Source organism: Acidocella sp., assembly GCF_050253495.1.
In the GTDB taxonomy this organism is placed as follows: Bacteria; Pseudomonadota; Alphaproteobacteria; order Acetobacterales; family Acetobacteraceae; genus Acidocella.
In genome coordinates this window covers 61,735-85,077 of sequence record NZ_JBFWIX010000004.1, presented here as the reverse complement: position 1 = coordinate 85,077, position 23,343 = coordinate 61,735, and the positions used below count along the sequence as shown (strand labels likewise).

Genomic DNA, 23,343 nt, shown 5'->3' with positions numbered 1-23,343 from the left:
CATGGGCTGGCCGCTCGCGGCATTGCTGGCGCTGACCGCGCTGCGCCTGGCGCTGACCGCCATCCTGCCGTTGACACCGGATGAAGCCTATTACTTCACCTGGGCCCAGCACCTGCAAGCAGGCTATCTCGACCATCCGCCGATGGTGGCGCTCTGGATCAGACTCGGGACGGCCTTGCTGGGCGACACCCCTCTCGGTATCCGCCTGCTGGGACCGCTGAGCGTCTGTCTTGGCTCCCTGGCGCTGTACGATGCCGGCAACCGCTTGCTGGCGGGACGGCGCGGCGGCCTTTACGCGGCGGCCTTCCTCAATGCCACCCTGATGCTCGGCGCGGGCTGTCTCCTCATGACGCCCGACACCCCCCTCCTGTTTTTCTGGACCCTCGGCCTTTGGGCCCTGGCCCGGCTGATCGCGTCGGACAATCCACGCTGGTGGCTGGCGGCGGGGACCATTGCCGGGCTGATGCTGACCTCGAAATACACGGCCGCACTGTTCCTGGCCGGAGCCGGATTATGGGCACTGACCTGCAAGCCCATCCGCGCGCATCTGCGCACACCCTGGCCATGGCTGGGCATTCTCCTGGCTTTCCTGCTCTTCGCGCCGGACATATACTGGAACGCGACCCATGGCTGGGCCAGCTATCTCAAGCAGGGCGGCCGGATGGACGGATTCGATCCCGCCCGCACCCTGCAATTCCTCGGTGAGCTGATCGGCGGGCAAGCCTTGCTCCTCACGCCGCTCATCGCCATTCTGGCCGTGCGCGGCCTGTGGCGCCTGCGCGCGGACACCAGCCCCGGCGCGCGGCTGCTGCTTTGGCTGACCCTGCTGCCCGCCGCGATCTTCCTGGAGCATGTGCTCACCAACCGGGTGGAAAGCAACTGGCCCGCCATTCTCTATCCATCCGCCTGCCTGGCCGCGGCCCTGGCGCCGCAGCGCTGGGCGCGCCCGGCACTGGGGCTCGGCCTCGCCATGACCGGCCTCGTCTATCTGCAAGCCCTCACGGGGGTTATCCCGATCCCGGCCAAGCGCGACACCTCCGCCCTGCAGATGGCGGGATGGCGGCAACTCGCCACCGAGGCCGCCGCCTCGCACCCGGCGTTTCTCACCTCGGACGATTACGCCATTGCTTCCGAGCTGGCGTTCTACGCGCCCCCTGCCGTGCCTGTGCTGGGGCTGACCCCGCGTTGGCGCTATTTCAATTGGCCGGTGCTCGCCACGCGGGGCGAAACCGGCCTGCTCATCACCCGCCGGCAGGATACGCCCTGCCCTGTCCTGCTGGGCACCATCACCCGAAAACGCGGCAATGAGCCCGTCATGCGCTATAAGGTCTGCCGTATCACCGCCGCCAGCGATGCCAAGGAATTCCCGCGCCCATGAGCCAGCCAAGAACCCAGCCCAGCCCCACCCCGCAAGATGTCCATGCCGCCGCCGCGCGTTTGCGGGGGCGCGTCATCCACACGCCGATGCTGCGCAACGCCATGCTGGACAAAGCAACCGGCGCGGCGGTGCTGATCAAACCGGAGGTGCTGCAACGCACGGGTAGTTTCAAGCTGCGTGGCGCCACCAATGCCTTGCTCCGCCTGCCCGAGCAGACCCGCGCGCGCGGCGTGGTGGCGTTTTCCTCGGGCAATCACGCGCAAGGCGTCGCCTGCGCGGCGGCCAGCCTTGGCGTGCCCGCCACCATCGTCATGCCCGCCGACGCCCCCGCCATCAAACGCGAGGCCACCGCTTTCTGGGGCGCCAGGATCGTCCCCTATGACCGGCACACGGAGAATCGGGAGGAAATCGCCGCCGCCATCGCCACCGAAACCGGCGCCAGCCTGATCCCGCCTTACGATCATCCAGATGTCATCGCGGGCCAGGGCACGCTGGCGCTGGAACTGGCGGAAGACGCCCTGGCGGCGGGGCTGACGCTCGACCGCTTCGTCACGCCGGCGGGCGGCGGCGGGTTGGCGGCGGGGTGCGCCCTGGCATTGTCCGATGTTTCAGCCCACACCAAGATCCACACCGCCGAACCGGCAGGCTGGGACGATACCGCCCGCTCCCTGGCGGCGGGCGAACGCCTGCGCAACGACATGAAGGGCTCGCCCCTTTGCGACGCCCTGCTCTCTCCCATGCCGGGCGCGTTGACCTTTTCCATCAATCAACGCCTCGTCGAATCCGGTTTCGCGGTGAGCGACGAGGAGGTTCAGGCCGCGCGGTTATTCGCCGCGCGCGCCTTGAAGCTGGTGGTCGAGCCCGGTGGCGCGGTGGCGCTGGCCGCCCTGCTCTCCGGCAAACTGCGGGCACAAGGCCTGGTCGTCGGCGTGGTGCTCTCCGGCGGCAATAGCGATTTGTGAAACCAGGCGGCCTGTCCTCAGGCATGTTCCATGGCCGGCGGGGGGCGGCGGCGCGTCAATGGCCTGGTCAGGCGCGAAAGCAGCCCGGTCCAGAGCCTGTCCACCCAGGCCAGCGGCACTGCGCAAAGAAGAGTGAGGAAAATAGAGCAAAGCGCCGCCAGCACCGCCGCCCCCGCCATGCCCAGCGTGCCGACCCCTTCCATGAAGGCCGCGGACCCGGCGGACAGCAAAATCGGCCCGTGCAGCAAATAAACGGGAAAAGACAGCACCCCCAGCCAGACCGACCAATGGCCGGAAAACGCCCGGCTGGCCGCCGGATTGCCGAGCAGCACCATGATGATCGCCGCCGCTCCGGTATCCCAGACATAATGGCTGTACGCGGCCGGCAGAAACAGCTTCAGCGGGGCATGGATCAGCAAAGCCTGCTCATAGGTAAAACTGAACAGATACAGCCCCAGCCCGCCCAGAACCAAGGCCGCTTTATTGCCCAGCCGGGGCAATCTGCCCTCGGCGTACAACATGGCCAGCACCGTGCCGGTCAGAAAATCGGCGAAGAAGGTAAAGGGATAGCCCGTGCCGGACACGTAAACCGCCAGCGCCACCAGCCCCAGCCGCACCGTCCAGCTGCCTATGGCGAACAAAACCGGCGCCGCGAGAAAAATGGCGAAAGAGCCGAATAATTCGATCCTCATGGTCCAGAGCGGTGAGTCGAATTTCACCTCGCCCCGGGTGAAGACGTTGATCAACCCTTCCCGCAACGCGCCTTCCCAGGTGAGATGCTCGGGCTTGATGGGTGAATTGCCATGGCTGGCCAGCCAGCCCGCGCCGATCACATGCGCCGCCGCCTTATAATCATGACCCGACCATGTGATCAGCACAAAGGCGAACAGGCAGGCGATCACGGTGAGGCAGGCCAGACGCGGCCAACGCTTGAGCAGCGCCACCAGCACGCGGGAGAAGCGCCTGTCCCGCGCGAAGGGCAAGCTGAGAATGAAACCGGACAGCACGAAAAACACCGCCACGGCGGCACCGCCATTCAACATACCGAGCAGGAACTGCGTGAAAACATCCAGCGCCCCATACCCGTGCGGCACCGCCCCCACACCCTTGGGCGTGAAGGCCAGCACCAGATGGTAGAGCACCACGATCGCGGCGGCGATCCCGCGCAACCCTTCCAGGGGAATCAATTTCCGGCCGCTATCCGCCATATGGGGTTAAGTGGCGCGCGAAGGGAAAAATTCAGCTTTCCGGCGGATGGCGTTTTTTTAAAGTCTGGTTTGGCCACGCCCCGCCGGCGGCCGGATGGAACCTAGCCTATTGGGCGGAAACGGCAGGCGGCGCGGCCCCGCGCCAGGGATGGGCCACCTCATCCGACGAAACCACCGGGCGCGTCGAGGGCACGAGTACCATGGTCAAAATTCTCTGTTTGGGTTACTGTCGGATGACAGTCATTTCTTGCGTATTAGTCAGCCGTTTTACCACTTAATTGCGGCCAACCACCGGTTATTGAATTGCCATGCCCGACGCACCGACTCAAACCTACCTGACCAGCACACCGCACGCGGCCCCCGGCGCGGGCCTGCTCTTTCTGCGCGAGGACGAATTGCGCCTGGCCCAGGACATGCTGTTCTTCGCCCTGCGGGATCTGAACGGCCCGCCCGATGCGATCCTCGCGGAGCTGGATTTCGGGCGCGCGCATCATCGCTGCCTGCACTGGATCAGCCGCCGGCCCGGCCTGAAAGTGGGGGAGCTTCTGTCTATCCTCGACATCACCAAGCAGAGCCTCACCCGCGTGCTCGGACCATTGATCCGCGAGGGCTATGTGTCCCAGGTTCCTGGCTCGAAGGACCGGCGCCAGCGCCTGCTGACCTTGACGGACAAGGGCGCCACGCTGGAACGCAAATTGTTCGAGGCGCAGCGGAAGCGGCTGCTGACCGCCTATCGTGAGGCCGGCGGACCGGCGGTGGATGGGTTCAAGCGTGTCATGCGCGGGCTGATCAGCCCCGAAGGCCGCGCCTATATGGGAAGCCCCGAGGCGGCCCGCGCGCCGAAGCCCGCCCGCAAGGCCTGACCGCCGCGCCATGGTCCAGCCAACCTTGAACGAGGACGCGCCCCATATCCTGCTCGTCGACGACGATGCGCGCCTGGCCGCCCTGGCTGGACGCTATCTCTCCGAGCAGGGGTTTCGCGTCACCCGCGCCACCTCCGCCGCGGAGGCGCGCGAGCGGCTACGCGCCATGGAATTCGACCTGATGGTGCTGGATGTGATGATGCCCGGCGAAAACGGGCTGGACCTCACCGTCAGCCTGCGCGGCGAGCGCGCGCCGTCCACGCCCATCCTGCTGCTCACCGCGCGGGACACACCGGAGGATGTGCTGGCCGGTTTCGAGGCCGGCGCGGACGATTATCTCGGCAAGCCGTTCGATCCGCGCGTTCTGGTCGCGCGGTTGCGCGCCATGCTGCGCCGCGCTCAACCGCCCGCCGCCGCCGGCCCCTTGCAGCTCGGCGAGGCCAGCTTCGACGCCGGACGCGGCGAATTGATCACCCCGCATAGCCGGGTCCGGCTGACCGGCGCGGAGCTGGCCCTGCTGACCAGCCTCGCCGCCCGGCCGCATGAAATCTTCTCCCGCGAGGCGCTGGCCGCCATGCTGGGGCTGGACGATGTGAATGAGCGCGCCATCGACGTGCAGGTGACGCGCCTGCGCCGCAAGATCGAGCCGGACCCGCGTGAGCCGCGCTTTCTGCAAACCGTACGCGGCAAGGGCTATGTGCTGAAACCCGGCGCATGAGGCCACGCCCGTGAAAGTGCGACTGGGGCCACTGCAACCGGAACGGCTGCTCCGTAAGATACTGCCGCGCGGGCTGTTCGGGCGCTCTCTTCTTATCGTGCTGATTCCGATGCTCGTGCTACAGGCCGTGGCGTTGCAGATCTTCTATGGGTCGCATCTCGATGAGCTGTCCCGCCGCCTCGCCGGGGCCGTGGCGGGTGAAATCGGCTTCATGATCGACCAGATCGAGCGCGACCCCGCCCATCGCACGCTGGTCTTGCAGGAGGGCGATATTCATTTCACCTTCCAGAGCACCTTCATGCGGGGAGAGACGCTGCGCCATTTGCCCCCGCCGGATGCCCCAGGCCCGGTGGATAACGATCTCGCCAATGCCCTGGCGCAGGATATTCACCGCCCCTTCAATGTCGCCTGGCATGCCAAACCCGGCATTTTGCGCGTGGATATTCAGATGGCGGACGGCGTCATCAGCATCAACGTGCCGCGCAAACGGCTATTCGTCGGCACTTTCTATATCTTTCTGGTCTGGCTCATCGGCTCGGCCCTGCTGATGGTCAGCCTCGCCGCCTTGTTCCTGCGCACCCAGGTACGCGGCATACGCCGCCTGGCGGAAGCGGCGGAGGATTTCGGCATGGGGCGGGATAACGGGCCGATCCGCCCGGAAGGCGCCATAGAGGTACGCCGCGCCGCCAGCGCCTTCAACCGCATGCAGGACCGGCTGCGCCGCTTTCTCTCCCAGCGCACCACCATGCTGGCGGGGGTGAGTCACGATCTGCGCACCCCCCTCACCCGCCTGCGCCTGGCGATGGCCATGCAGCCCAGCATCACCGCCGAGGATTTGCAGGACATGGAAAACGACATCGCGGACATGGAGCGGCTGATCAATATCTATCTCGATTTCGCTCGTGGCGAGGGCAGCGAGCAGGCCGTGCCCATAGATCTGCCCTTGCTGCTGGAGGAGCTGTGCGGCACCGCCAAGCGCACGGGCGCGTCCATCGACCTGTCCACCACGGGAGAGATGATCGTGACGCTGCGCCCCGAGGCGATGCGCCGGGCCCTGACCAACCTGATCGACAATGCCCGCCGTCATGCCAGCCAGATCTGGGTCAGCGCGGCGCGCTCAGGTGCCAGCGTGCGGATCCTCATCGAGGATAACGGCCCCGGCATCCCGGAACAGAAGCGCGAAACGCTGCTAAAACCATTCGAAAGCGACCATCCCGGCGGCACCGGGCTCGGCCTCTCCATCGCCCGGGACATTGTCGTCGCCCATGGTGGAACGATCCTGCTGCTGGACCGCCCGGGCGGAGGGCTGAGGGTGATGGTGGAACTGCCGGGCTGACACGCTCAAGGCCCGCCGGCCCAGGGCTGCATCGACCCGGGCGGAGCCGTTTCCGGCGGCGGGCGATTATCCTACAACCGCCCGCTCATTTTCACCATGCGCCTCCACCAGGGCCAGCAGCCCCTGGATGATCTGCGTCGGCGTGGGGGCACAGCCGGCAATCACCAGATCGACCGGCAAAAATGCATCCGCCCCGCCGGCCACGGCGGGAGAGCCCTTGAAAACACCGCCATCCACCGCACAATCGCCCAGCGCCACCACGAAAACCGGATCGGGCATGGCGGCGCGGAGCTGGGCCACCGCCTCGCGCATATTCACCCCGGCCACGCCGGTGATCAGCAGAATATCCGCATGGCGCGGGCTCGGCGTGAAACTCAGCCCGTATTGAGTGAGATCGTAGATGAGGTTCTGGGTGGCGCGCAGTTCCAGCTCGCAGCCATTGCAGCTTCCGGCGGCCACATGGCGGATGGTCAGCGCCCGCCCCAGCCGCCCTTGCCCCGCCGCCGCCAGTCGGGCGCGCAGGGTCTTGACCAGTTCCTCATCCGGAGCGCTGGCCGGGGCGGCGCGGGAGAGCAGATGCCGGGCGACGGTTTTCCAAACCATGGCGCCACCATAATCCCGGCACCCCGTGCCGCGAAAGAGCTATCGTGGCAGGAAACCGACGATCCGCTCCGCCGCATCGGCGATCGGCCCGGCGATGGCGGCGGCCCGGTGTGCGCCCGCCTGTAAAATCCGGTCCAGCTCGGCCTTATCCGCCAGGTAATCGCGCGTGCGCTTGCCGATCGGCTCCACATGCGCCACCAGCGCCTCGGCCAGCGCGGCCTTGAAAGGCCCAAAGCCCGAGCCCGCGAAACGTTCCAGGATCGTCTCCTGACTTTCACCCGAAACCGCCGCGAAGATGCCCAGCAAATTGCGTGCCTCCGGCCTGTCCGCCAGGGCGGCCAGATTGTCCGGCAGCGGCTCCGGGTCGGTCTTGGCCTTACGGATCTTCTGGGCGATAGCGTCCGCATCGTCGGTCATGTTGATACGGGACTGATCGGACGGGTCGGATTTAGACATTTTCTTGGTACCGTCGCGCAAGGACATCACCCGCGCGGTCTCCTTCAACACGAAGGGCTCGATACGCGGGAAAAAATTCACCCCGAAATCATGGTTGAATTTCTCCGCGATGTCGTTCGCCAGTTCGATATGCTGGAGTTGATCGTCCCCCACCGGCACTTTCGTGGCGTGGTAGGCGTGGATGTCGGCCGCCATCAGGTTCGGGTATACGAACAGCCCGGTGGAGACCTCCTCCTGGTTCTTGCCCGCCTTGTCCTTGAACTGGGTCATGCGCTTCAGCCAGCCCATGCGGGCCACGCAATTGAAGATCCAGGCCAGGCGCGCATGGGCGGAAACGGCGGATTGGTGGAAGAGAATGCTGCGCTCGGGGTCGATCCCGCAGGCCAGCAGCAAGGCGGCCATGGTGTAGGTCTGCTCGCGCAGGGCGGCGGGCTCCTGGAAGGTGGTGATGGCGTGCAGATCCACGAGGCAATAGATACAGTCATCCTCCCCTTGCTGCAGCGCCACCCAGTTGCGCAGCGCGCCCAGATAATTGCCGAGCGTGGCGATGCCGGTGGGCTGGATGCCTGAGAAGATGCGGGCCATTTTCGTCTGTCTCCGTTACGCGTGTGGGGTTAGCCGCCAAACGGGAAACAGACAATGGGAGCAAAACACAGCACCGGCCCGTCAACCCGCGGCGGCACTGAAATGATCGGTATATCCCGTGCCGCTCTGTCAGGCAGGGCGCCACCAAGGCAGCGGGGCAAGATAGCGGGTTTGCATGGCGCGGACCATAAGCCCGGCCCGGCAAGGCGCGCAAGCCTTCCACCACCGCCGACACAGGCTTATGCTACCCTCATCGTGCCGCCAGAACAGGATATTCTTGCCCGTCTCGCCCGTTCCGCTTTCCGCCGCCGGTTTCATCTCGGCCCGCGCGAACGGGACTATGCCGCCGCCAAGGGGCGCGAGGAGATCGCCGGGCATGCCCGCCAGTTCATCGCCATGCGCCTCGCCCCCGCCGCGCCGGCCAATGACGGACGGCAAACCCCCTGGCGTGGCCACCCGGTCTTTATCGCCCAGCATGCCACGGCCTGCTGCTGCCGCTCTTGCCTGGCGAAATGGCATGGTTTTCCACGCGGTCAGGCGCTGGATACGCCCGCGCGGGACTATATCCTCGGCGTGCTGATGCGCTGGCTGGACCGTGAAATGCGCAACCCCGACCATGAGACGCCCCCATGAGCACAGGCACCCCGGCCACGCAATTCCTGCGTGCCGCGAAGATTCCCTTCGAAATCCTGGAATATGATTACGAACCGGGGCATGACCGCGTCGCCCTGCAAGCGGCGGCGGCCTTGGGTCTGCCGCCGGGGCAATTGCTGAAAACCCTGATGCTGGAAGTGGACCGCGCCCCGGTCTGCGCGGTGTTGCCGGGGGAGCGCAGCCTCTCCATGAAGTTCGCCGCGGCGGCGGCGGCGGGCAAATCGGCGGCGATGATGCCACCGGAAAAGGCCGAACGCCTCACCGGTTATCATACGGGCGGCATCAGCCCATTCGGCCAGCGCAAGCGCGTGCCGGTTCTGTTCGAGGAATCCGCGCTCGGCTTCGGCAAGGTGGCGATCAATGGCGGGCGGCGCGGGCTGATCCTGCTTCTCGCCCCGGACGCGGCCTGCCGGGCAGTGGGCGCCAAAACCTGCCGCCTCTGCGCGCAAGACTGAGCGCAGAGGCAAAACGTACAATCATTTCAATATGTTTTAAAACCGAAACCGGGCTTCCAGATCAGGATTCCCGGCCCAGGGCCGCCTGGAATTCCGCCCATTCACGCTTGGAAAGGCCCGCGCCTTCCTGCGTCACCGCCTCCCCCGCCAACATTCTCTTCACACAATCGAGCATCTTCGCGGAGAAGCTCACGGCCCCCAGCCGGTAGTCGCAAAACGCCTTGTAGGAGAGCGGCACCCAAGCCTCGGTAAGCTTCAGCATCGCCTCGGCATAGACACGGATTTCATGCTGGGCGTGGCTGTCCGCGCGCAGGCGCAGGAAATGGAAGAGGTTATGCAGGTCTGTCTTCCAGTACCATTGGGTATAGGTGTTGAGCGTGAGATTCATCCGCGCCAGTTCACGCGCCAGCCCCACCTCCTCGCCCAGCATTTCCTCGTAATGGCCATAGGTCTGTTCCGCGTCCTGGCGGAGCAGGCCGAGCACGCGGGCGGTGGTTTCGGCATCCAGCACCTCGCCCCGGCCCTGGCGGTTGACGGTGCTTTGCCGGGCCATCTGTCCGGGCACCGGCAGGTAATAATCCTTGTCGAGAATGGAATAGCGCGCCGAATATTCGTTCACATTGGCGGTGCGGTGGCGAATCCATTGCCGCGCCACGAAGATCGGCAGCTTCACATGAAACTTGATCTCGCACATCTCGAAGGGTGTCGAGTGATGATGGCGCATGAGATAGCGGATCAGCCCCTCATCCTCCAGCGCCCGGCGGGTGCCCCGCCCGTAAGAAACACGCGCGGCCTGCACCACGGCGGCATCGTCGCCCATATAGTCCACCACCCGCACGAAGCCATGGTCCAGCACCGGAATGGCGGTGAAAAGCCGCTCCTCCAGCGCCGCCACGGTCGGTCGGCGGGTGGTGTGGGAGGCGGCGCGCGCGGCCTCGATCTCGGTCTGCTGTTCGGGTGAAAGGGTCATGCCCCTCTCTCTTTCACATTCTGCGATTCGGAACTATATTAACCGCGTCAGCTTGCTGACTATGGCGATAAACGGTGCGTGGAATAAGCGTTGTGGACCCGGGGGCGGTACCCGGCGCCTCCATATTTCCCGGCGGCCTGATTCAGACGGCGCGGCAATGCCGCCTCGTCCTCAGGACGCGATCAAACGGGGATTTGCGGGGGCGAAACAGACTCGACACGCGTGGTAAAGACCCACCTTTTGCCCGGCATTGTACCGCCGTTATCGGGCTAATTTTTAAATGCGAACGATAACAACGTTGCATTCGCTCAGGCTGCCTAATCAGTAGCTAAAGCGCGGCTCGGGGGGCGCCGGGCAACAGAAGCCCCCCACCTTGGCCGCGCCGATGCATTGGTTGCGCGAACCCGTGCCTACACTATGGTGCCTTGGCTGGCGGCGGCGAGATGAGCATGCCGCGCCGGCAGGAATTCATCAGAGGAGGAGCGTCCCCATGCCGGACCAAAACGCCATCTATGTCTTTGCCACCCTCACCGCCGCCGCAGGCAAGGAAGCCGCGCTGCGCCAGATCCTCACCGATCTGGTGAACGCCACCCGCCAGGAGCCGGGCAATCTGCTCTATCATCTCCATGAGGGCACCCAGGCGCCGGGCACATTCCTGGTCTATGAAGCCTATCGGGACAAGGCCGCAGTGGAAGCACACATGGCGAGCGCGCATCTACAGGGCGCCCTGGCCGCCGCCAGCCCGCTCCTGGGAGCGGCCCCCGTCATCATTCCAGCCAGCCAGATCGTCTGAAACACGCCATCCAGCCGCCCTGGCGTCCCAAAGGCCGCCAGGGCGGGAGACAAAAAAAAGGCGGTGCAAATTGCACCGCCAAGTTTAGGGAGGAAACGTCCAAGAAATAGGAGAGAGAACTCATCCTATGGGAAAATTATATAAGCCAGCCGCTTGATCCGCGAAATATGGTTTTTCGCAGCGCAGCAATGCCAAAAAGCTGGCGTAATGAATTTTCCTACATTGGCGTGTCATGGCTTTTAGCACCCATTGCCCCCGATATGCAGAATGATTCAGGGGGATTTGGGGGAGGCTTCAGGCCTCCGGCACCAGCACGATCACCGCCGCCTGGGCGGCGATGCCCTCGCCCCGCCCGGGAAACCCCAATTTCTCCGTGGTAGTGGCCTTGACCGACACCAGATCAACCGAAACCCCCATCAACGCCGCCAGCCTTTCGCGCATGGCCTGGGCGTGCGGGCCGATTTTCGGGCGTTCGCAGATAATCGTTATATCCGCGTTGGCAAGCCGGCCTCCGCGCAGGGCGATGCGTTCCGCCGCATGCCGCAGAAACCGGGCGCTGTCGGCATCTTTCCATGTGTTTTCGCTGGGCGGGAAATGCCGGCCGATATCGCCCTCCGCCAGCGCGCCATAAATGGCGTCGCACAACGCATGGATGCCGACATCGGCATCCGAATGGCCCGCCAGACCTTTGTCATGCGGAATTTTCACCCCGCAAATGATCATGTCGCGGTTTTCCGCCATGGCGTGAACGTCAAAACCTGTGCCGATGCGCGGGATCATGATGTCTTTCTCCTGAGATTGCCGGGCGGGAATGCACGGGGCGCGGCATTATCGTCAATAACCCTCATTGCGCCGCGCGGCATTGGCAACTAATTTGCCCAAATCATGAGCAATGACGTTTTCCCTCTGATCAAACCGCTGACGATCGGCCAAGGCCCGCGCCAGGTCCGGCTTGAGCACCCGGTCATTCTCGCGCCGCTCTCCGGCGTGACCGACCTGCCCTTCCGCACATTGGTGAAGGAGCATGGCGCCGGAATGGTGGTTTCGGAGATGATCGCCTCCTGGGCGATGGTGCGTGAAAACCGCGCCACGCTGCGCATGGCCAAGGTCGCGGCGGGGGGCGGCCCCTCCTCCGTGCAGCTCGCGGGCTGCGAACCCGAGGCGATGGCCGAGGCCGCGAGGATCGCCGTGGGGCTGGGCGCGGACCTGATCGACATTAATTTCGGCTGCCCGGTGAAGAAAGTGGCGATCGGCCAGATGGCCGGCTCCTCCCTGATGCGCGACGAGGCCCTGGCCGGGCGCATATTGGAAGCCACCGCGCGCGCCGTGGATGTGCCGGTGACACTGAAAATGCGCATGGGCTGGGACCATAACAACCTCAACGCCCCGAATCTGGCGCGAATCGCCGAAGCGGCCGGCATCCAGATGCTCACCGTGCATGGGCGCACCCGCCAGCAATTCTACGAGGGCACGGCCAACTGGGACTTCATCGCCGAGGTGAAGGCCGCGACCAGCCTGCCGGTGATTGTGAATGGCGACATCACCACCGAGCTCAAGGCCGCCGAGGCACTGCGCCGCTCCGGCGCGGACGGGGTGATGATCGGGCGCGGTTCCTATGGCCGCCCCTGGTTTCTGCGGCAGGTGATGCATTATCTCACCACTGGAAGCTGCCTGCCCGCCCCCTCCCTGGCCGAGCAGAAGGACATATTGCTGCATCATTACCGCGCCATCCGCGCCCATTTCGGGGACCAGCCAGGCGTGCGGCTGGGGCGCAAGCACGTGGCCTGGTACAGCCAGGGGCTGCACAGCTCCGCCGGGTTCCGCGCCCAGGTGAACCGGCTGGACACGGGAGAAGCCGTGGAAGGCTTGATCCACCAATTCTACGACCCGCTGATCGCGCAGGGGTTCGTGCGCCAGGATGAAGTGGCGCTGGCGGCATGAGGCAGGCGGACAAGGCCCCGCGCCCAGGCCAGGAACATCTCACGGCGCGCCAAGGGAACAATGTGAAATGAGCGGGTTCAGAAAGGCGTTCAAACTCGTCCGCCGCGCGCCACGTGACAAGCAGATCAAGCTCGACCCGGCGCAGATGCTCGAAGCCTTGCCCATCGCCATGGTGGTGGTGGACGAACAGGATGTGATCTGCGACGTGAATTACGCGGCGGAGGAGTTTTTCGGCGCCTCCAAGAGTCTTCTGCAGCATTCCAATCTTGGCGAATTGCTGCCGGTGGATCATCCGATTTTCCTGATGATGGAACGCGCGCGCAGCGCCGGCGTGACCATCGCCGAGCATGACCTCATCATGGAGGGCCCGCGCATGGCCCGGCGCGGCTGCGCGGTGCTGGCCGCGCCGATGCTGGACAATCCCGGCTATGTGATGCTCACCTTCCAGGATGAATCCGCCGCCAAGGCGCTCGGCCAGCAAATGTCCGCGCGCAACGCGGCGCGCTCCATCACTGGCATGGCCGCGATTCTGGCGCATGAGGTGAAGAACCCGCTCTCGGGGATTCGCGGCGCGGCGCAGCTGCTGGAGCTGAACGCCCCGCCCCAGGACAAGGAACTGGCCGTGCTGATCCGCGACGAGGCCGACCGCATCCGCGCCATGGTGGAGCGCATGGAAACCTTCGGCGAAAAGAAGCTGGAGCGGCAGGCGGTGAATATCCACCGCGTGCTTGAGCATGTGCGCAAGCTCTCCGGTTCGGGCTTCGCCGCGCGGGTGAAATTCGTCGAGACCTACGACCCGTCCCTGCCGCATGTGCTGGGCGACCGCGACCAGCTGATCCAGGTGCTGCTGAACCTGGTGAAGAACGCCGCCGAGGCGATCTCGGGCAGCGACAGGCAGGATGGGGAGATCCATCTTTCCACCGGCTTCCAGCATGGCGTGCGGCTTTCCGCCTCGTTCGGGCGGGCGCGCCCGAACCTGCCGATCTTCGTCTCGGTGCGCGATAACGGCCCCGGCATCCCCGAGGATATACGCCGGCATCTGTTCGAGCCCTTTGTCTCCACCAAGGCGGCGGGATCGGGGCTGGGGCTGGCGCTGGTGGCGAAGATCGTCGCCGACCATGGCGGGCTGATCGATGTCGATAGTCGCCCCGGCCGCACCGAATTCCGCATCCATTTACCCGTCTATGAAGACCCCCAAGAAGGCGTGAATTAAAACGATGACGCTCCCCACCATCCTCGTCGCCGACGACGACCGCTCGATCCGTACCGTGCTCACCCAGGCGCTGGGCCGCGCTGGCTATCAAGTGCGCGCCACCTCTTCCGCCGCCACGCTCTGGCGCTGGGTCGAGGATGGCGAGGGAGACGTGGTCATCACCGACGTGATCATGCCCGATGAGAACGGGCTGGACCTGATCCCGCGCATCCGGCGCATCCGCCCGGAATTGCCGGTGATCGTGATGAGCGCGCAAAGCACGCTGACCACCGCCGTGCAGGCCACCCAGCGCGGCGCCTTCGAATATCTGCCCAAGCCCTTCGACCTCACGGATCTGCTCGCCGTGGTGGACCGGGCGCTGAAACAGCCCGTGCCCCTGGCCCCGCAGGCGGAAACGCCGAAGGCCGCGGGCGAGGAGCCCTTGCCGCTGATCGGGCGCAGCCCGGCCATGCAGGAGATCTACCGGATCATCGCGCGGCTCACCACCACGGACCTGACCGTGATGATCAATGGCGAATCCGGGGCTGGCAAGGAATTGGTGGCCCGCGCCCTGCACGATTACGGCCGCCGGCGCACCGGGCCGTTCGTGGCCATCAACATGGCCGCCATCCCGCGCGAGCTGATCGAAAGCGAGCTGTTCGGCCATGAGCGCGGCGCCTTCACCGGCGCCACCAACCGGCATATCGGGCGTTTCGAACAGGCGGCGGGCGGCACGCTGTTTCTGGACGAGATCGGCGACATGCCGCCAGAGGCCCAGACCCGCCTGCTGCGCGTATTGCAGGAAGGCGAATTCACCACCGTGGGCGGGCGCCAGCCGATTCGCGCCAATGCCCGCATCGTCGCCGCCACCCACCGGGACCTGCGCGCGCTCATCCGCTCAGGCCAGTTCCGCGAGGATCTGTTCTACCGGCTCAATGTCGTGCCCATCCGCCTGCCGCCCTTGCGTGAGCGCCCGGACGATATTCCCGTGCTGGCCCAGCACTTTCTCAACAAGGCGCAGGCCGAGGGGCTGCCCGCCAAGACCATCGACCCCGCCGCCATGGCTCTGCTTTCGGCCTATCGCTGGCCGGGCAATGTCCGCGAGCTGGAAAATCTGATCCGCCGTCTGGCCGCCCTGGTCCCGCAACCGGTGATCACCGAGGAGATCATCACCCAGGAGCTGACCGAATATACCCCGACGGAAGAGCCCGCGGCCGACACGCAGGGCGAAGAGAGCGACAACGTGACCACGGTGGTGGAACGCCATATCGCCCGGCTGCTCGCCTCCTTGCGCGAATCCGGCGAGGAAGGGGTGCTCTATGAGCGTGCCCTGGCGGAGCTGGAACGCCCGCTGATCCGCATGACGCTTGCCGAGACCAGGGGCAACCAGATCCGCGCCGCGGCATTGCTCGGCCTCAACCGCAACACGCTGCGCAAGAAGATCCGCGAGCACGGAATCGGCGTGCAGCGCCGGGTGGGATGAGCGAGCCCGCGCCCGCCAGCCGGCCCACGCGCTCCAAGCTCGCCTGGGCGGTGGATCTGATGCTGGGCCGGGTGGCGACCTTGCTGGTCGCCTCCGTGGCGCTGGTGCTGGGCATCCTCACCTTCGCGCTGCTGGCCGGGCGAGTTCGGATGTCCATGCATTCGGGCGGCACGGTCGGGCTGATCTTCGCGGATTTCGCCGCGCTGCTGTTCCTGATCCTGGTGGTTGCCGGGCGCGTGACCCGTGTGCTGCTGGAGCACCGGCGCGGTGCCGCCGGCGCGCGGCTGCATGTGCGGCTGGTGTTTCTGTTCGGCGCCGTGGCCGCCGTGCCCGCCATATTGGTGGCGGTCTTCGCCATCGTCTTCTTCAATTTCGGCGTGCAGGCCTGGTTCAACAACCGGGTGCAGACGGCCCTGGCGGAAAGCGCCCAGGTGGCGCAGGGCTATCTGGCCGAGCATGATAACGACATCCGGCTCGACGCGCTGGCCATGGCCAACGATCTGTCGCAGTCAGGCTCCGTGTTTTTCGGCGATCCGAACGAATTCGCCTCCTATCTCGTCAGCCAAACCTCGGTGCGCGGCCTGACCCAGGCGGTGATTTTCGACCCGCGCACCGGGCAGGTGATCGCCTCGGCCGGGCTGTTCGCGGGCATCGCCGCCAGCGTGCCGGACGCACACGCCATCACCCAGGCCAATAACGGGCAGGTGCCGGTGATCAGCCCGCCCGGCAGCACGGTGGAGCAGGCGGTGATCAAGCTCGACATCACCCCGCCCCTAATGCTGATGGTGGAAAAGCCGATCGACCCGGCGATTCTGGACCACGTGAACAAGACGCAGGAGGCCGTGGCGGAATATCAGCGCCTCGCCAAGAACCGCTCACAGCTTGAAGTCTCCTTCGCGCTGATCATCGCCGTGCTGACGCTACTGGTGCTCTCCGCGCTGATCGGGTTCGGCCTCGTCATCGCCAACCAGATCGCCAAGCCGCTGGGACATCTGATCCGGGCCGCCGAACGGGTCGGCCAGGGCGACCTGGAGGCGCAAGTGCCCGAGCGCGGCACCGGAGACGAGGTGGAGGGACTGTCGCGCGCCTTCAACCGCATGACCGCGCAGATCGCGACCCAGCATAAGGAATTGCTGGACGTGAACAACCAGCTCGACGAGCGGCGCCGCTTCACCGAAACGGTGCTGGCGGGCGTCTCCGCCGGCGTGATCGGGCTGGATGCCAAGGGGCGGATCGAATTGCCCAACCGCGCCGCCTCGGAGCTGCTGCGGCTCGACCTGTTGCCCCAAACGGGCCAGAATCTGGCCGAAATCGTGCCGGAATTCGCCCCTCTCATCGCGGCGGTGATGGCCAACCCCGAACGGCCCGCCACGGCGCAGGTCGAGCACGGCAAGAGCGCCGCCAAGCGCGTGCTGCTGGTGCGGATTGGCGCGGAAATGAAGGAAGGGGTAGCGGATGGGTTCATCGTGACCTTCGACGACGTGACCGAATTGATGTCGGCCCAGCGCAAGGCCGCCTGGGCGGATGTGGCGCGGCGCATCGCGCATGAGATCAAGAACCCGCTGACTCCCATCCAGCTTTCCGCCGAACGGCTGAAGCGGCGCTTCGCCAAGGAAATCACCTCCGACCCGGAAAGCTTCACCCAATGCGCCGAGACCATCGTGCGCCATGTCGGCGATATTGGCCGCATGGTGGATGAGTTCTCCGCCTTCGCGCGCATGCCCCAGCCGGTGATGCGCCCGGAATCGCTGGAGAGGCTGGCCCGCGAGGCCATGGTGCTGCAACGCGTGGCCAACCGGAACATCGACTGGCAAGTGCTGATCGAAGCACCGCTGCGCGCCAAATGCGACCGGCGGCTGATCGGCCAGGCCCTCACCAACCTGTTGCAGAACGCCGCCGATGCGGTGGAGATGCGCGACGGCGCCAGCCATGTGACACTCAGGCTTTATGAGGAAAACGGCATGGCGGTGCTGAACGTGACCGATGACGGCATCGGCCTGCCGGAGACCGGACGCGACCGGCTGACCGAACCTTATGTGACGCATAAGCCGAAAGGTACGGGGCTTGGTCTTGCCATTGTCGCCAAGATCATGGAGGACCATGGCGGGCGGCTTGAACTGAAAACCGCGCCGGGGGGAACCGGCGCCGAAGTGTCTCTGATTTTGCCGGCGCTGCCGGAGGGTGCGATGCTGGAGGAAGCGAAGGAGTTGCCTGCTCGATGACCGAGATTCTGATCGTGGATGACGAGCCGGATATCCGCATGCTGGTCGAAGCGATTCTCAAGGATGAGGGATATGAGGCCCGCTGCGCCGGCACCTCGGACGAGGCGCTGGCCGCCTATCGCGCGCGCCGCCCGTCCCTGGTGATTCTCGATGTCTGGCTGCAAGGCTCGAAGCTGGACGGAATCGGGATTCTCGACGTGCTGCACCAGGAGGTGCCCCGCGTGCCGGTGGTGATGATCTCCGGGCATGGCACCATCGAGACCGCCGTCGCCGCGATCCAGCGCGGCGCCTATGATTTCATCGAGAAGCCCTTCAATTCCGACCGGCTGCTGCTGGTGGTCAAACGCGCCCTGGAGGCGGCGAAGCTGGAACGCGAGAATGCCGAGCTGCGCCTGCGCGTGGGCAACGACACCAAGCTGACCGGCGAGGGCCATGGCATCGCCACCCTGCGCAACACCGTGGAAAAAGTGGCGCCAACCGGCTCGCGCGTGCTGATTTCCGGCCCGCCGGGCGCGGGCAAGGAGATCGTGGCGCGAATGATCCACGCCAAGTCCCGCCGCGCGGAAGGGCCTTTCGTGGTGATGAATTGCGCCATATTGGCCCCGGAGAAGTTCGAGGCCGAGCTGTTCGGCATCGAGGCCGGACCGGACAGCCCGCGCAAGCCGGGCGTGCTGGAACGCGCCCATGGCGGCACCTTGCTGCTGGACGAGGTCTCCGAACTGCCGCTGGAAATGCAAAGCAAGATTGCCCGCGTGCTACAGGACCAGGGGTTTGAGCGCGTGGGCGGCACGACCCGGGTGAAGGTGGATATTCGCGTGCTGGCGACGACGGTGAAGGATCTGACGGCGGAAATCGCGGAGGGGCGGTTCCGGGAAGATCTTTATTACCGCCTTGCGGTGGTGCCGCTGCGGGTCCCCCCGCTGAAAGAGCGACGTGAGGATATTCCAGCCCTGGCCAATCATTTTCTGAAGCATGCGGCTGATATTTCCGGCCTGCCGCCGCGCAGCCTGGCGTCCGACGCGGTGGCGGCGCTGCAGGCGCATGACTGGCCGGGCAATGTGCGCCAGCTACGCAATGTGATGGACTGGCTGATGATCATGCGCTCGAACGAGCCGGGCGAGCTGTTCCATGCCGAGCATCTGCCCACGGAGCTGGCCGCGCACGCGCCGCGCGCCTTGGCCATCGACCCGGCGGCGGATGTGATGGCGCTGCCGCTGCGCGAGGCGCGCGACGTGTTCGAGACTCAATATCTGCAGGCGCAGCTTCTGCGTTTCGGCGGCAATATCTCGCGCACCGCGAATTTCGTGGGCATGGAGCGCAGCGCCTTGCACCGCAAGCTCAAGCAATTGGGCATCGGCGCGGCGGAAGACAAGGTCGCCTGAGCCAGCCTATCTCCTGTTGGCGGGAATCGAGATCACCGCGCGCAGGCCAGGGTGATTGTCGTGCAGGTGCAATGTGCCGTTATGCAGTTGCGCCACGGCCATGACCAGAGCCAGCCCCAGCCCGGACCCCGCCGTGCTGCGCGCGCTCTCGGCACGGAAAAAGCGTTCCGTCGCGCGGGCCAGATCCTTCTCGGCGATGCCCGGCCCCCGGTCCGCCACCACGATCTGCACCACCCCGTCCGCCAACTTGGCTGAAAACACCACAAGCGTCTGCGGCGCGGAAAATTTCAGGGCATTGTCCAGCAGGTTAACCACCGCCTGCTGGATCAGTTCGCGGTCGCCCAGCACCGGCAACGGCCCCGCCACCTCCGTGCGCAGCACGATCTGTTTTTCCTCGGCGACGGCGCTGTAAAGCTCGTCCAGATCCATCAGCACCGGCGCCAGGTCAAGCGGCGCGAAAGCCGCCCGGCGCGACCCCGCCTCAATTTCGGAAATGCGCAGCAGCGCCTCGAACACCGCGACGATCCCGTCCAGATCCTGGGTCGCGCGGTCGATCGCGGCCTGCATTTCCTCCTTGGTGGTGGCGTGCAGCGCCGCGTCCTCAAGCCTGGTGCGGGCACGGGTGACCGGCGTGCGCAAATCATGCGCGATGGCGTTGGAAACCTGCTTCACCCCGTCCATCAGCCTGGCGATACGGTCCAGCATCTCGTTGATGGCGCCCGCCAGATCGTCGAACTCGTCGCCGATGCCGCTGACCGCGACACGGCGGGTGATGTCCCCGCGCGCAACCGCGCTGGTGGTGATGGAGATCTTTCTGATCGTCCGCCTGAACAATGAACGTATGAGCAAGGCCCCGCCGATGCCGAGCGCGATCATCAGGCTCACCGCCCAGATCAACCCGGCGCGCAGCACGTTGCGCAGTTCCAGCCTGGCGCGCATATCCCGGCCGACCAGCAGCCTCATGCCATCGGGCAGCGCCTTGACCTTCAGCAGCGCCACGGAATCAACCCCCCGGCGGGCCACCGGCAACTCGTACCAGACATTGTTCTGGTCCAGCCCCGCCGGCCATTGGTCGAGATTACCCATCAGCTTCGCGCCGGAGGCATCCACCAGCAGATAAATGCCATCCGGATCGGAGGAACTGGCCAGACGGTCATTGATCGCCGTTTCGAGCGAGGCCAGACCGCCAAGCCTCTCATGCTCCATCAAGGCCTGGGAATCGTTATGGATGGCGTTTTCCACCTGGTTTTGCAGCAGGCTGAGGGTGGAATACCAAAGCGCCACCGCCAGCACGAAGGCGGACAGGCCGAACACCGCCGCATAAACCAGCGCGAAGCGTACGCCAGCGGAACGGAACAGCGCGCGCCGGCGGGGCCGTTCCGCCGGCGGTGTGCTGGTTTCCGCCCGTCCGGGGTTGCGGCGTCTCACCGCCTTCCCCAGGCCGCCTTCACGCGTCTTCCGCGCGCAGCATGTACCCCGCGTTGCGGACCGTATGCAGCAACGCCAGATCGAAAGGCTTGTCGATCTTCTGGCGCAGGCGGGAAATATGCACGTCGATCACGTTTGTCTGCGGATCGAAATGATAGTCCCACACGCCCTCCAGTAGCATGGTACGGGTGACCACCTGCCCGGCATGGCGCATCAGATATTCGAGCAGCCGGAACTCGCGCGGCTGCAGATCGATCTTTTGCGTTCCCCGGCGCACCGAGCGCGACAGGAGATCCATCTCCAGATCGCCCACCTGCAGGCGAGTCGCGGGGCCGTCGCTCTTGCCACGGCGGGTCAAAGCCTCCACCCGGGCCAGCAATTCGGCGAAGGCAAACGGCTTGGAGAGATAATCGTCCCCACCGGCCTTCAGCCCCTTCACCCGGTCGTCCACCTGTCCCAAGGCGGAAAGGAACAGGACCGGGGTGGTGTTGTCCTGGCCGCGCAGGGTCTCCAACAGCCGGAGACCGTCAATACCGCCCGGCAGCATGCGATCCAGAATGATCGCGTCGAAATTCTCCGAAGCGGCGAGAAACAGGCCATCCCGCCCATTATCCGCATGCTCCACCGTATGCCCGGCTTCGCGCAGGCCCTTCAAAACGAAGCCCGCCACATCCTTGTCGTCCTCAACGACGAGTATACGCATCTCTACTCCCCTATCTGAACCGGGCGCCGCCCAACGATGACCGGCAAGTGGAATATATGTGCATTCCGTCTTACCCCAAGGACCACCTTTCGCCCAGGTGGCATGGAGGCGATGGCCCGGGTCAAGGCTTCGGCCCCGGCGATCGCCTCGCCATTCACGGTCATGATCACTTCGGATTGCATCAACCCCGCCCGATCAGCGGGCCCGCCGGCTTCCAGCCCCGTGATCACGGCTCCCTGGGAGCCATCCTGCGGGTCCGCGACGGACACGCCGAGCCACCCCCGCGCCACCGCGCCATGGGCGATCAACTCCGCCACGATCGGCGCCGCGCTGTTGCTGGGAATGGCGAAGCCGATTCCCACCGATCCACCGGAAGGCGAGACAATGGCTGAATTAATGCCGATCACCCCCCCTTCCATGTTGAAAGCCGGGCCACCGGAATTACCCGGATTGATCGGGGCGTCGAGCTGCAAAAAATGATTGAAGGGGCCTTCGCCGATGTCACGCCCCTCGGCGGAGACGATGCCCAGCGTGAAGGAATTGCCCAGCGCGAACGGGTTGCCGGCGGCCAGCACCCAGTCGCCGATCTGCACCTTGCTCGAATCCGCCCAATGCGCCGGTCGCAAGGGATGAGATGGCGAGATTTTAACCACGGCGATATCCGTCAGGTCGTCCGCGCCGATTAACTTCGCCGTGAATTTTTCGCCATCATCCAGCGTCACCATGATTTTCGCCGCGCCGGCGATGACATGGTCGTTGGTGACGATCATGCCGTCCGTGCTGACGATGAAGCCCGAGCCCGCCGCTTCCGTCAGCGGCGGGGTGGCCTTGCCGCCGCGCACGGGGGCGCGCTTGCCGCCTGGATCGCCCGAAGCCTCGGTGACCGTGATACCGACGACGCTGGGGGCCACGGCCTTCACGAGCGGGGAGAGTGAATGCGGCGCGCCGGGAAAACCACCTAGCTGGGCCGACGCCAGCGCCGGGCATGCCAACCATAATCCCAGCGCCAGAAACCGCCACCTCATCGCCTGCTCCACACTTCTTCCGCAACGGCATTGCCGCCATGCCAGTCCCCCGCCATGGGCGCAAGCCGCCCAGCGCGCATAGTTGCGCCTGGCGCGCAATTATAGTCCTATATGGGCCATGGCCATGCGGCATTGAAAGCGCCGCAGCGCTTCACGATGTGCCAGAAAGGCAGCGTGCCTGGCATCCACAAGGAGGGTAGCAGAATGTGCTCCAAACGCATCGATCCATCTTCCATCGACATTGACTACCTGAAGCAGGAATTCGAAAAATTCCGCGCCGGGCTGGGCGATGCCGCGGACAAGCTGGGCGATAACGCGCATGCCGCGTTGGACCAGATCACCGACTATCTGAACGGCGGCAACCTCTCCTCGCGCGTGGCCTCCCTGGAAGAAGAACTTGGCGAACTGGGCGCGAAACTGAAGGGGACCGGCAAGGACGCCGTCACCAAGCTGGAGACGGAAGTCAGTGCCCGGCCGCTGGCCGCCATCGCCATCGCGTTCGGCGTGGGTCTGCTGGCCTCGTCCTTCGTCCGCCGGTCCTGAGCGCCCGCTTCGATGGATCTGTCCCGCCGCGCCGTCTTTGTCGGCAAGAGTGCGGCGCTATGGGCGGTCATGGCGCTCGCCGTGCTCTGCACGGCGCTCGCCGCGCTGGGGTTTTTCACCGCCGCGTTTCTGATCTGGGTCAGCGATTATCTTGGCCCCGCCGCCGCCGCCGCCATCGCGGGGGTTATTTTGCTGCTGGCCGCCTGCGCCATCGCGGGGGGGTTCACACTTGTTCTGCGGCGCATGAAGGCCCGCCAACCGAGCATGACCACGGAGGCAATGGGCAGTTTGAGCCTGGCCATCCGCCTGGCCTCGCTGGTCGTGCGGCGGGATCCACGCAAGGCGATGCTGGCCGCGCTGATCGCGGGCGCCGTGGCGGAATATTTCACCTCCCCGCGCCAGCCCAAGGGCTAGATATTCAGACCCGGCATTTTCCGGGCGGA

The 23,343-nt window shown here is 65.5% G+C and carries 22 protein-coding genes, 1 other RNA gene and 1 pseudogene; 16 read left to right on the top strand and 8 right to left on the bottom strand.

The window, feature by feature from the left end; genetic code table 11:
• Position 1: 1 nt before the first annotated feature.
• Both AB7D48_RS04980 and AB7D48_RS04975 read left to right on the top strand, forming a co-directional pair.
• Entirely contained in the window at positions 2-1,378 is a 1,377-nt protein-coding gene (locus AB7D48_RS04980; protein ID WP_427976224.1) for a glycosyltransferase family 39 protein, read from the top strand.
• On the top strand, positions 1,375-2,340 hold the full coding sequence (locus tag AB7D48_RS04975) for a threonine ammonia-lyase (protein WP_427976223.1): 966 nt from the start codon (positions 1,375-1,377) through the stop codon (positions 2,338-2,340). Before AB7D48_RS04980 ends, AB7D48_RS04975 begins: the two co-directional genes overlap by 4 nt.
• 17 nt (positions 2,341-2,357) lie before the next feature.
• Here the strand turns inward: AB7D48_RS04975 and AB7D48_RS04970 are convergent, their stop codons facing one another.
• Positions 2,358-3,548: an acyltransferase family protein gene (locus AB7D48_RS04970; RefSeq protein WP_427976222.1), complete on the bottom strand. Its 1,191-nt coding sequence runs from the start codon at positions 3,546-3,548 to the stop codon at positions 2,358-2,360.
• A 308-nt stretch (positions 3,549-3,856) separates the two neighbouring features.
• Between AB7D48_RS04970 and AB7D48_RS04965 the strand changes: the two genes are divergently transcribed.
• From AB7D48_RS04965 to AB7D48_RS04955, 3 genes are read left to right on the top strand one after another with little or no spacing between them, the layout of a single operon-like run.
• Complete coding sequence (locus AB7D48_RS04965; RefSeq protein WP_427976221.1) at positions 3,857-4,411, top strand: MarR family winged helix-turn-helix transcriptional regulator; 555 nt, start codon at positions 3,857-3,859, stop codon at positions 4,409-4,411.
• A 10-nt stretch (positions 4,412-4,421) separates the two neighbouring features.
• Complete coding sequence (locus tag AB7D48_RS04960) at positions 4,422-5,129, top strand: response regulator (RefSeq protein WP_427976220.1); 708 nt, start codon at positions 4,422-4,424, stop codon at positions 5,127-5,129.
• Positions 5,130-5,139: 10 nt separating this feature from the next.
• Positions 5,140-6,465, top strand: a complete 1,326-nt coding sequence (locus AB7D48_RS04955; protein WP_427976219.1) for an ATP-binding protein — start codon at positions 5,140-5,142, stop codon at positions 6,463-6,465.
• 66 nt (positions 6,466-6,531) lie between these two features.
• On the opposite strand, the gene AB7D48_RS04950 is transcribed toward AB7D48_RS04955, so the two are convergent.
• Both AB7D48_RS04950 and trpS read right to left on the bottom strand, forming a co-directional pair.
• Positions 6,532-7,068: an NADH-quinone oxidoreductase subunit B family protein gene (locus AB7D48_RS04950; RefSeq protein WP_427976218.1), complete on the bottom strand. Its 537-nt coding sequence runs from the start codon at positions 7,066-7,068 to the stop codon at positions 6,532-6,534.
• Positions 7,069-7,107: 39 nt separating this feature from the next.
• Entirely contained in the window at positions 7,108-8,109 is a 1,002-nt protein-coding gene (trpS, locus tag AB7D48_RS04945) for a tryptophan--tRNA ligase (protein ID WP_427976217.1), read from the bottom strand.
• A 255-nt stretch (positions 8,110-8,364) separates the two neighbouring features.
• On the opposite strand from trpS, the gene AB7D48_RS04940 reads away from it, so the two are divergent.
• Positions 8,365-8,742: a DUF4186 domain-containing protein gene (locus tag AB7D48_RS04940; protein ID WP_427976216.1), complete on the top strand. Its 378-nt coding sequence runs from the start codon at positions 8,365-8,367 to the stop codon at positions 8,740-8,742.
• Entirely contained in the window at positions 8,739-9,218 is a 480-nt protein-coding gene (gene ybaK / locus AB7D48_RS04935) for a Cys-tRNA(Pro) deacylase (protein ID WP_427976215.1), read from the top strand. Before AB7D48_RS04940 ends, ybaK begins: the two co-directional genes overlap by 4 nt.
• A 61-nt stretch (positions 9,219-9,279) precedes the next feature.
• On the opposite strand, the gene thyX is transcribed toward ybaK, so the two are convergent.
• Positions 9,280-10,188 carry an FAD-dependent thymidylate synthase gene (gene thyX / locus AB7D48_RS04930; RefSeq protein WP_427976214.1) on the bottom strand — a complete coding sequence of 303 codons (909 nt, stop codon included), beginning with the start codon at positions 10,186-10,188 and terminating at the stop codon, positions 9,280-9,282.
• 7 nt (positions 10,189-10,195) lie between these two features.
• Here thyX and ssrA point away from each other — a divergent pair.
• Both ssrA and AB7D48_RS04920 read left to right on the top strand, forming a co-directional pair.
• Positions 10,196-10,561: a transfer-messenger RNA gene (ssrA, locus tag AB7D48_RS04925) on the top strand.
• Positions 10,562-10,678: 117 nt separating this feature from the next.
• A complete protein-coding gene (locus tag AB7D48_RS04920) occupies positions 10,679-10,981 on the top strand; it encodes a putative quinol monooxygenase (RefSeq protein ID WP_427976213.1) in 303 nt (100 codons plus the stop codon).
• Positions 10,982-11,275: 294 nt separating this feature from the next.
• On the opposite strand, the pseudogene ispF reads toward AB7D48_RS04920, so the two are convergent.
• A pseudogene (ispF, locus tag AB7D48_RS04915) lies at positions 11,276-11,761 on the bottom strand (2-C-methyl-D-erythritol 2,4-cyclodiphosphate synthase); the annotation flags it as partial.
• Positions 11,762-11,866: 105 nt separating this feature from the next.
• Here ispF and dusB point away from each other — a divergent pair.
• The 5 genes from dusB (at position 11,867) to AB7D48_RS04890 (ending at position 19,201) form a co-directional block, all read left to right on the top strand.
• Positions 11,867-12,922 carry a tRNA dihydrouridine synthase DusB gene (gene dusB, locus AB7D48_RS04910; protein ID WP_427976212.1) on the top strand — a complete coding sequence of 352 codons (1,056 nt, stop codon included), beginning with the start codon at positions 11,867-11,869 and terminating at the stop codon, positions 12,920-12,922.
• Positions 12,923-12,989: 67 nt separating this feature from the next.
• Entirely contained in the window at positions 12,990-14,135 is a 1,146-nt protein-coding gene (locus AB7D48_RS04905) for a two-component system sensor histidine kinase NtrB (protein WP_427976211.1), read from the top strand.
• 4 nt (positions 14,136-14,139) lie between these two features.
• Entirely contained in the window at positions 14,140-15,597 is a 1,458-nt protein-coding gene (gene ntrC, locus AB7D48_RS04900) for a nitrogen regulation protein NR(I) (protein WP_427976210.1), read from the top strand.
• Positions 15,594-17,819, top strand: coding sequence for an ATP-binding protein (locus AB7D48_RS04895; protein WP_427976209.1), 2,226 nt, complete (start codon positions 15,594-15,596; stop codon positions 17,817-17,819). Before ntrC ends, AB7D48_RS04895 begins: the two co-directional genes overlap by 4 nt.
• A complete protein-coding gene (locus tag AB7D48_RS04890) occupies positions 17,816-19,201 on the top strand; it encodes a sigma-54-dependent transcriptional regulator (protein ID WP_427976208.1) in 1,386 nt (461 codons plus the stop codon). The genes AB7D48_RS04895 and AB7D48_RS04890 overlap by 4 nt, the downstream gene beginning before the upstream one ends.
• A gap of 6 nt (positions 19,202-19,207) precedes the next feature.
• On the opposite strand, the gene AB7D48_RS04885 is transcribed toward AB7D48_RS04890, so the two are convergent.
• The 3 genes from AB7D48_RS04885 to AB7D48_RS04875 are packed head-to-tail and all read right to left on the bottom strand — an operon-like array spanning position 19,208 to position 22,357.
• Positions 19,208-20,629: a sensor histidine kinase gene (locus tag AB7D48_RS04885; protein ID WP_427976207.1), complete on the bottom strand. Its 1,422-nt coding sequence runs from the start codon at positions 20,627-20,629 to the stop codon at positions 19,208-19,210.
• 19 nt (positions 20,630-20,648) lie between these two features.
• Complete coding sequence (locus AB7D48_RS04880; RefSeq protein WP_427976206.1) at positions 20,649-21,332, bottom strand: winged helix-turn-helix domain-containing protein; 684 nt, start codon at positions 21,330-21,332, stop codon at positions 20,649-20,651.
• Between the two features lie 2 nt (positions 21,333-21,334).
• Complete coding sequence (locus AB7D48_RS04875) at positions 21,335-22,357, bottom strand: S1C family serine protease (protein ID WP_427976205.1); 1,023 nt, start codon at positions 22,355-22,357, stop codon at positions 21,335-21,337.
• Between the two features lie 204 nt (positions 22,358-22,561).
• Here AB7D48_RS04875 and AB7D48_RS04870 point away from each other — a divergent pair, with 204 nt between their 5' ends.
• Together AB7D48_RS04870 and AB7D48_RS04865 are read left to right on the top strand one after the other, a co-directional pair.
• On the top strand, positions 22,562-22,900 hold the full coding sequence (locus AB7D48_RS04870; RefSeq protein WP_427976204.1) for a hypothetical protein: 339 nt from the start codon (positions 22,562-22,564) through the stop codon (positions 22,898-22,900).
• A gap of 12 nt (positions 22,901-22,912) precedes the next feature.
• On the top strand, positions 22,913-23,314 hold the full coding sequence (locus AB7D48_RS04865) for a hypothetical protein (RefSeq protein WP_427976203.1): 402 nt from the start codon (positions 22,913-22,915) through the stop codon (positions 23,312-23,314).
• Positions 23,315-23,343 lie beyond the last annotated feature (29 nt).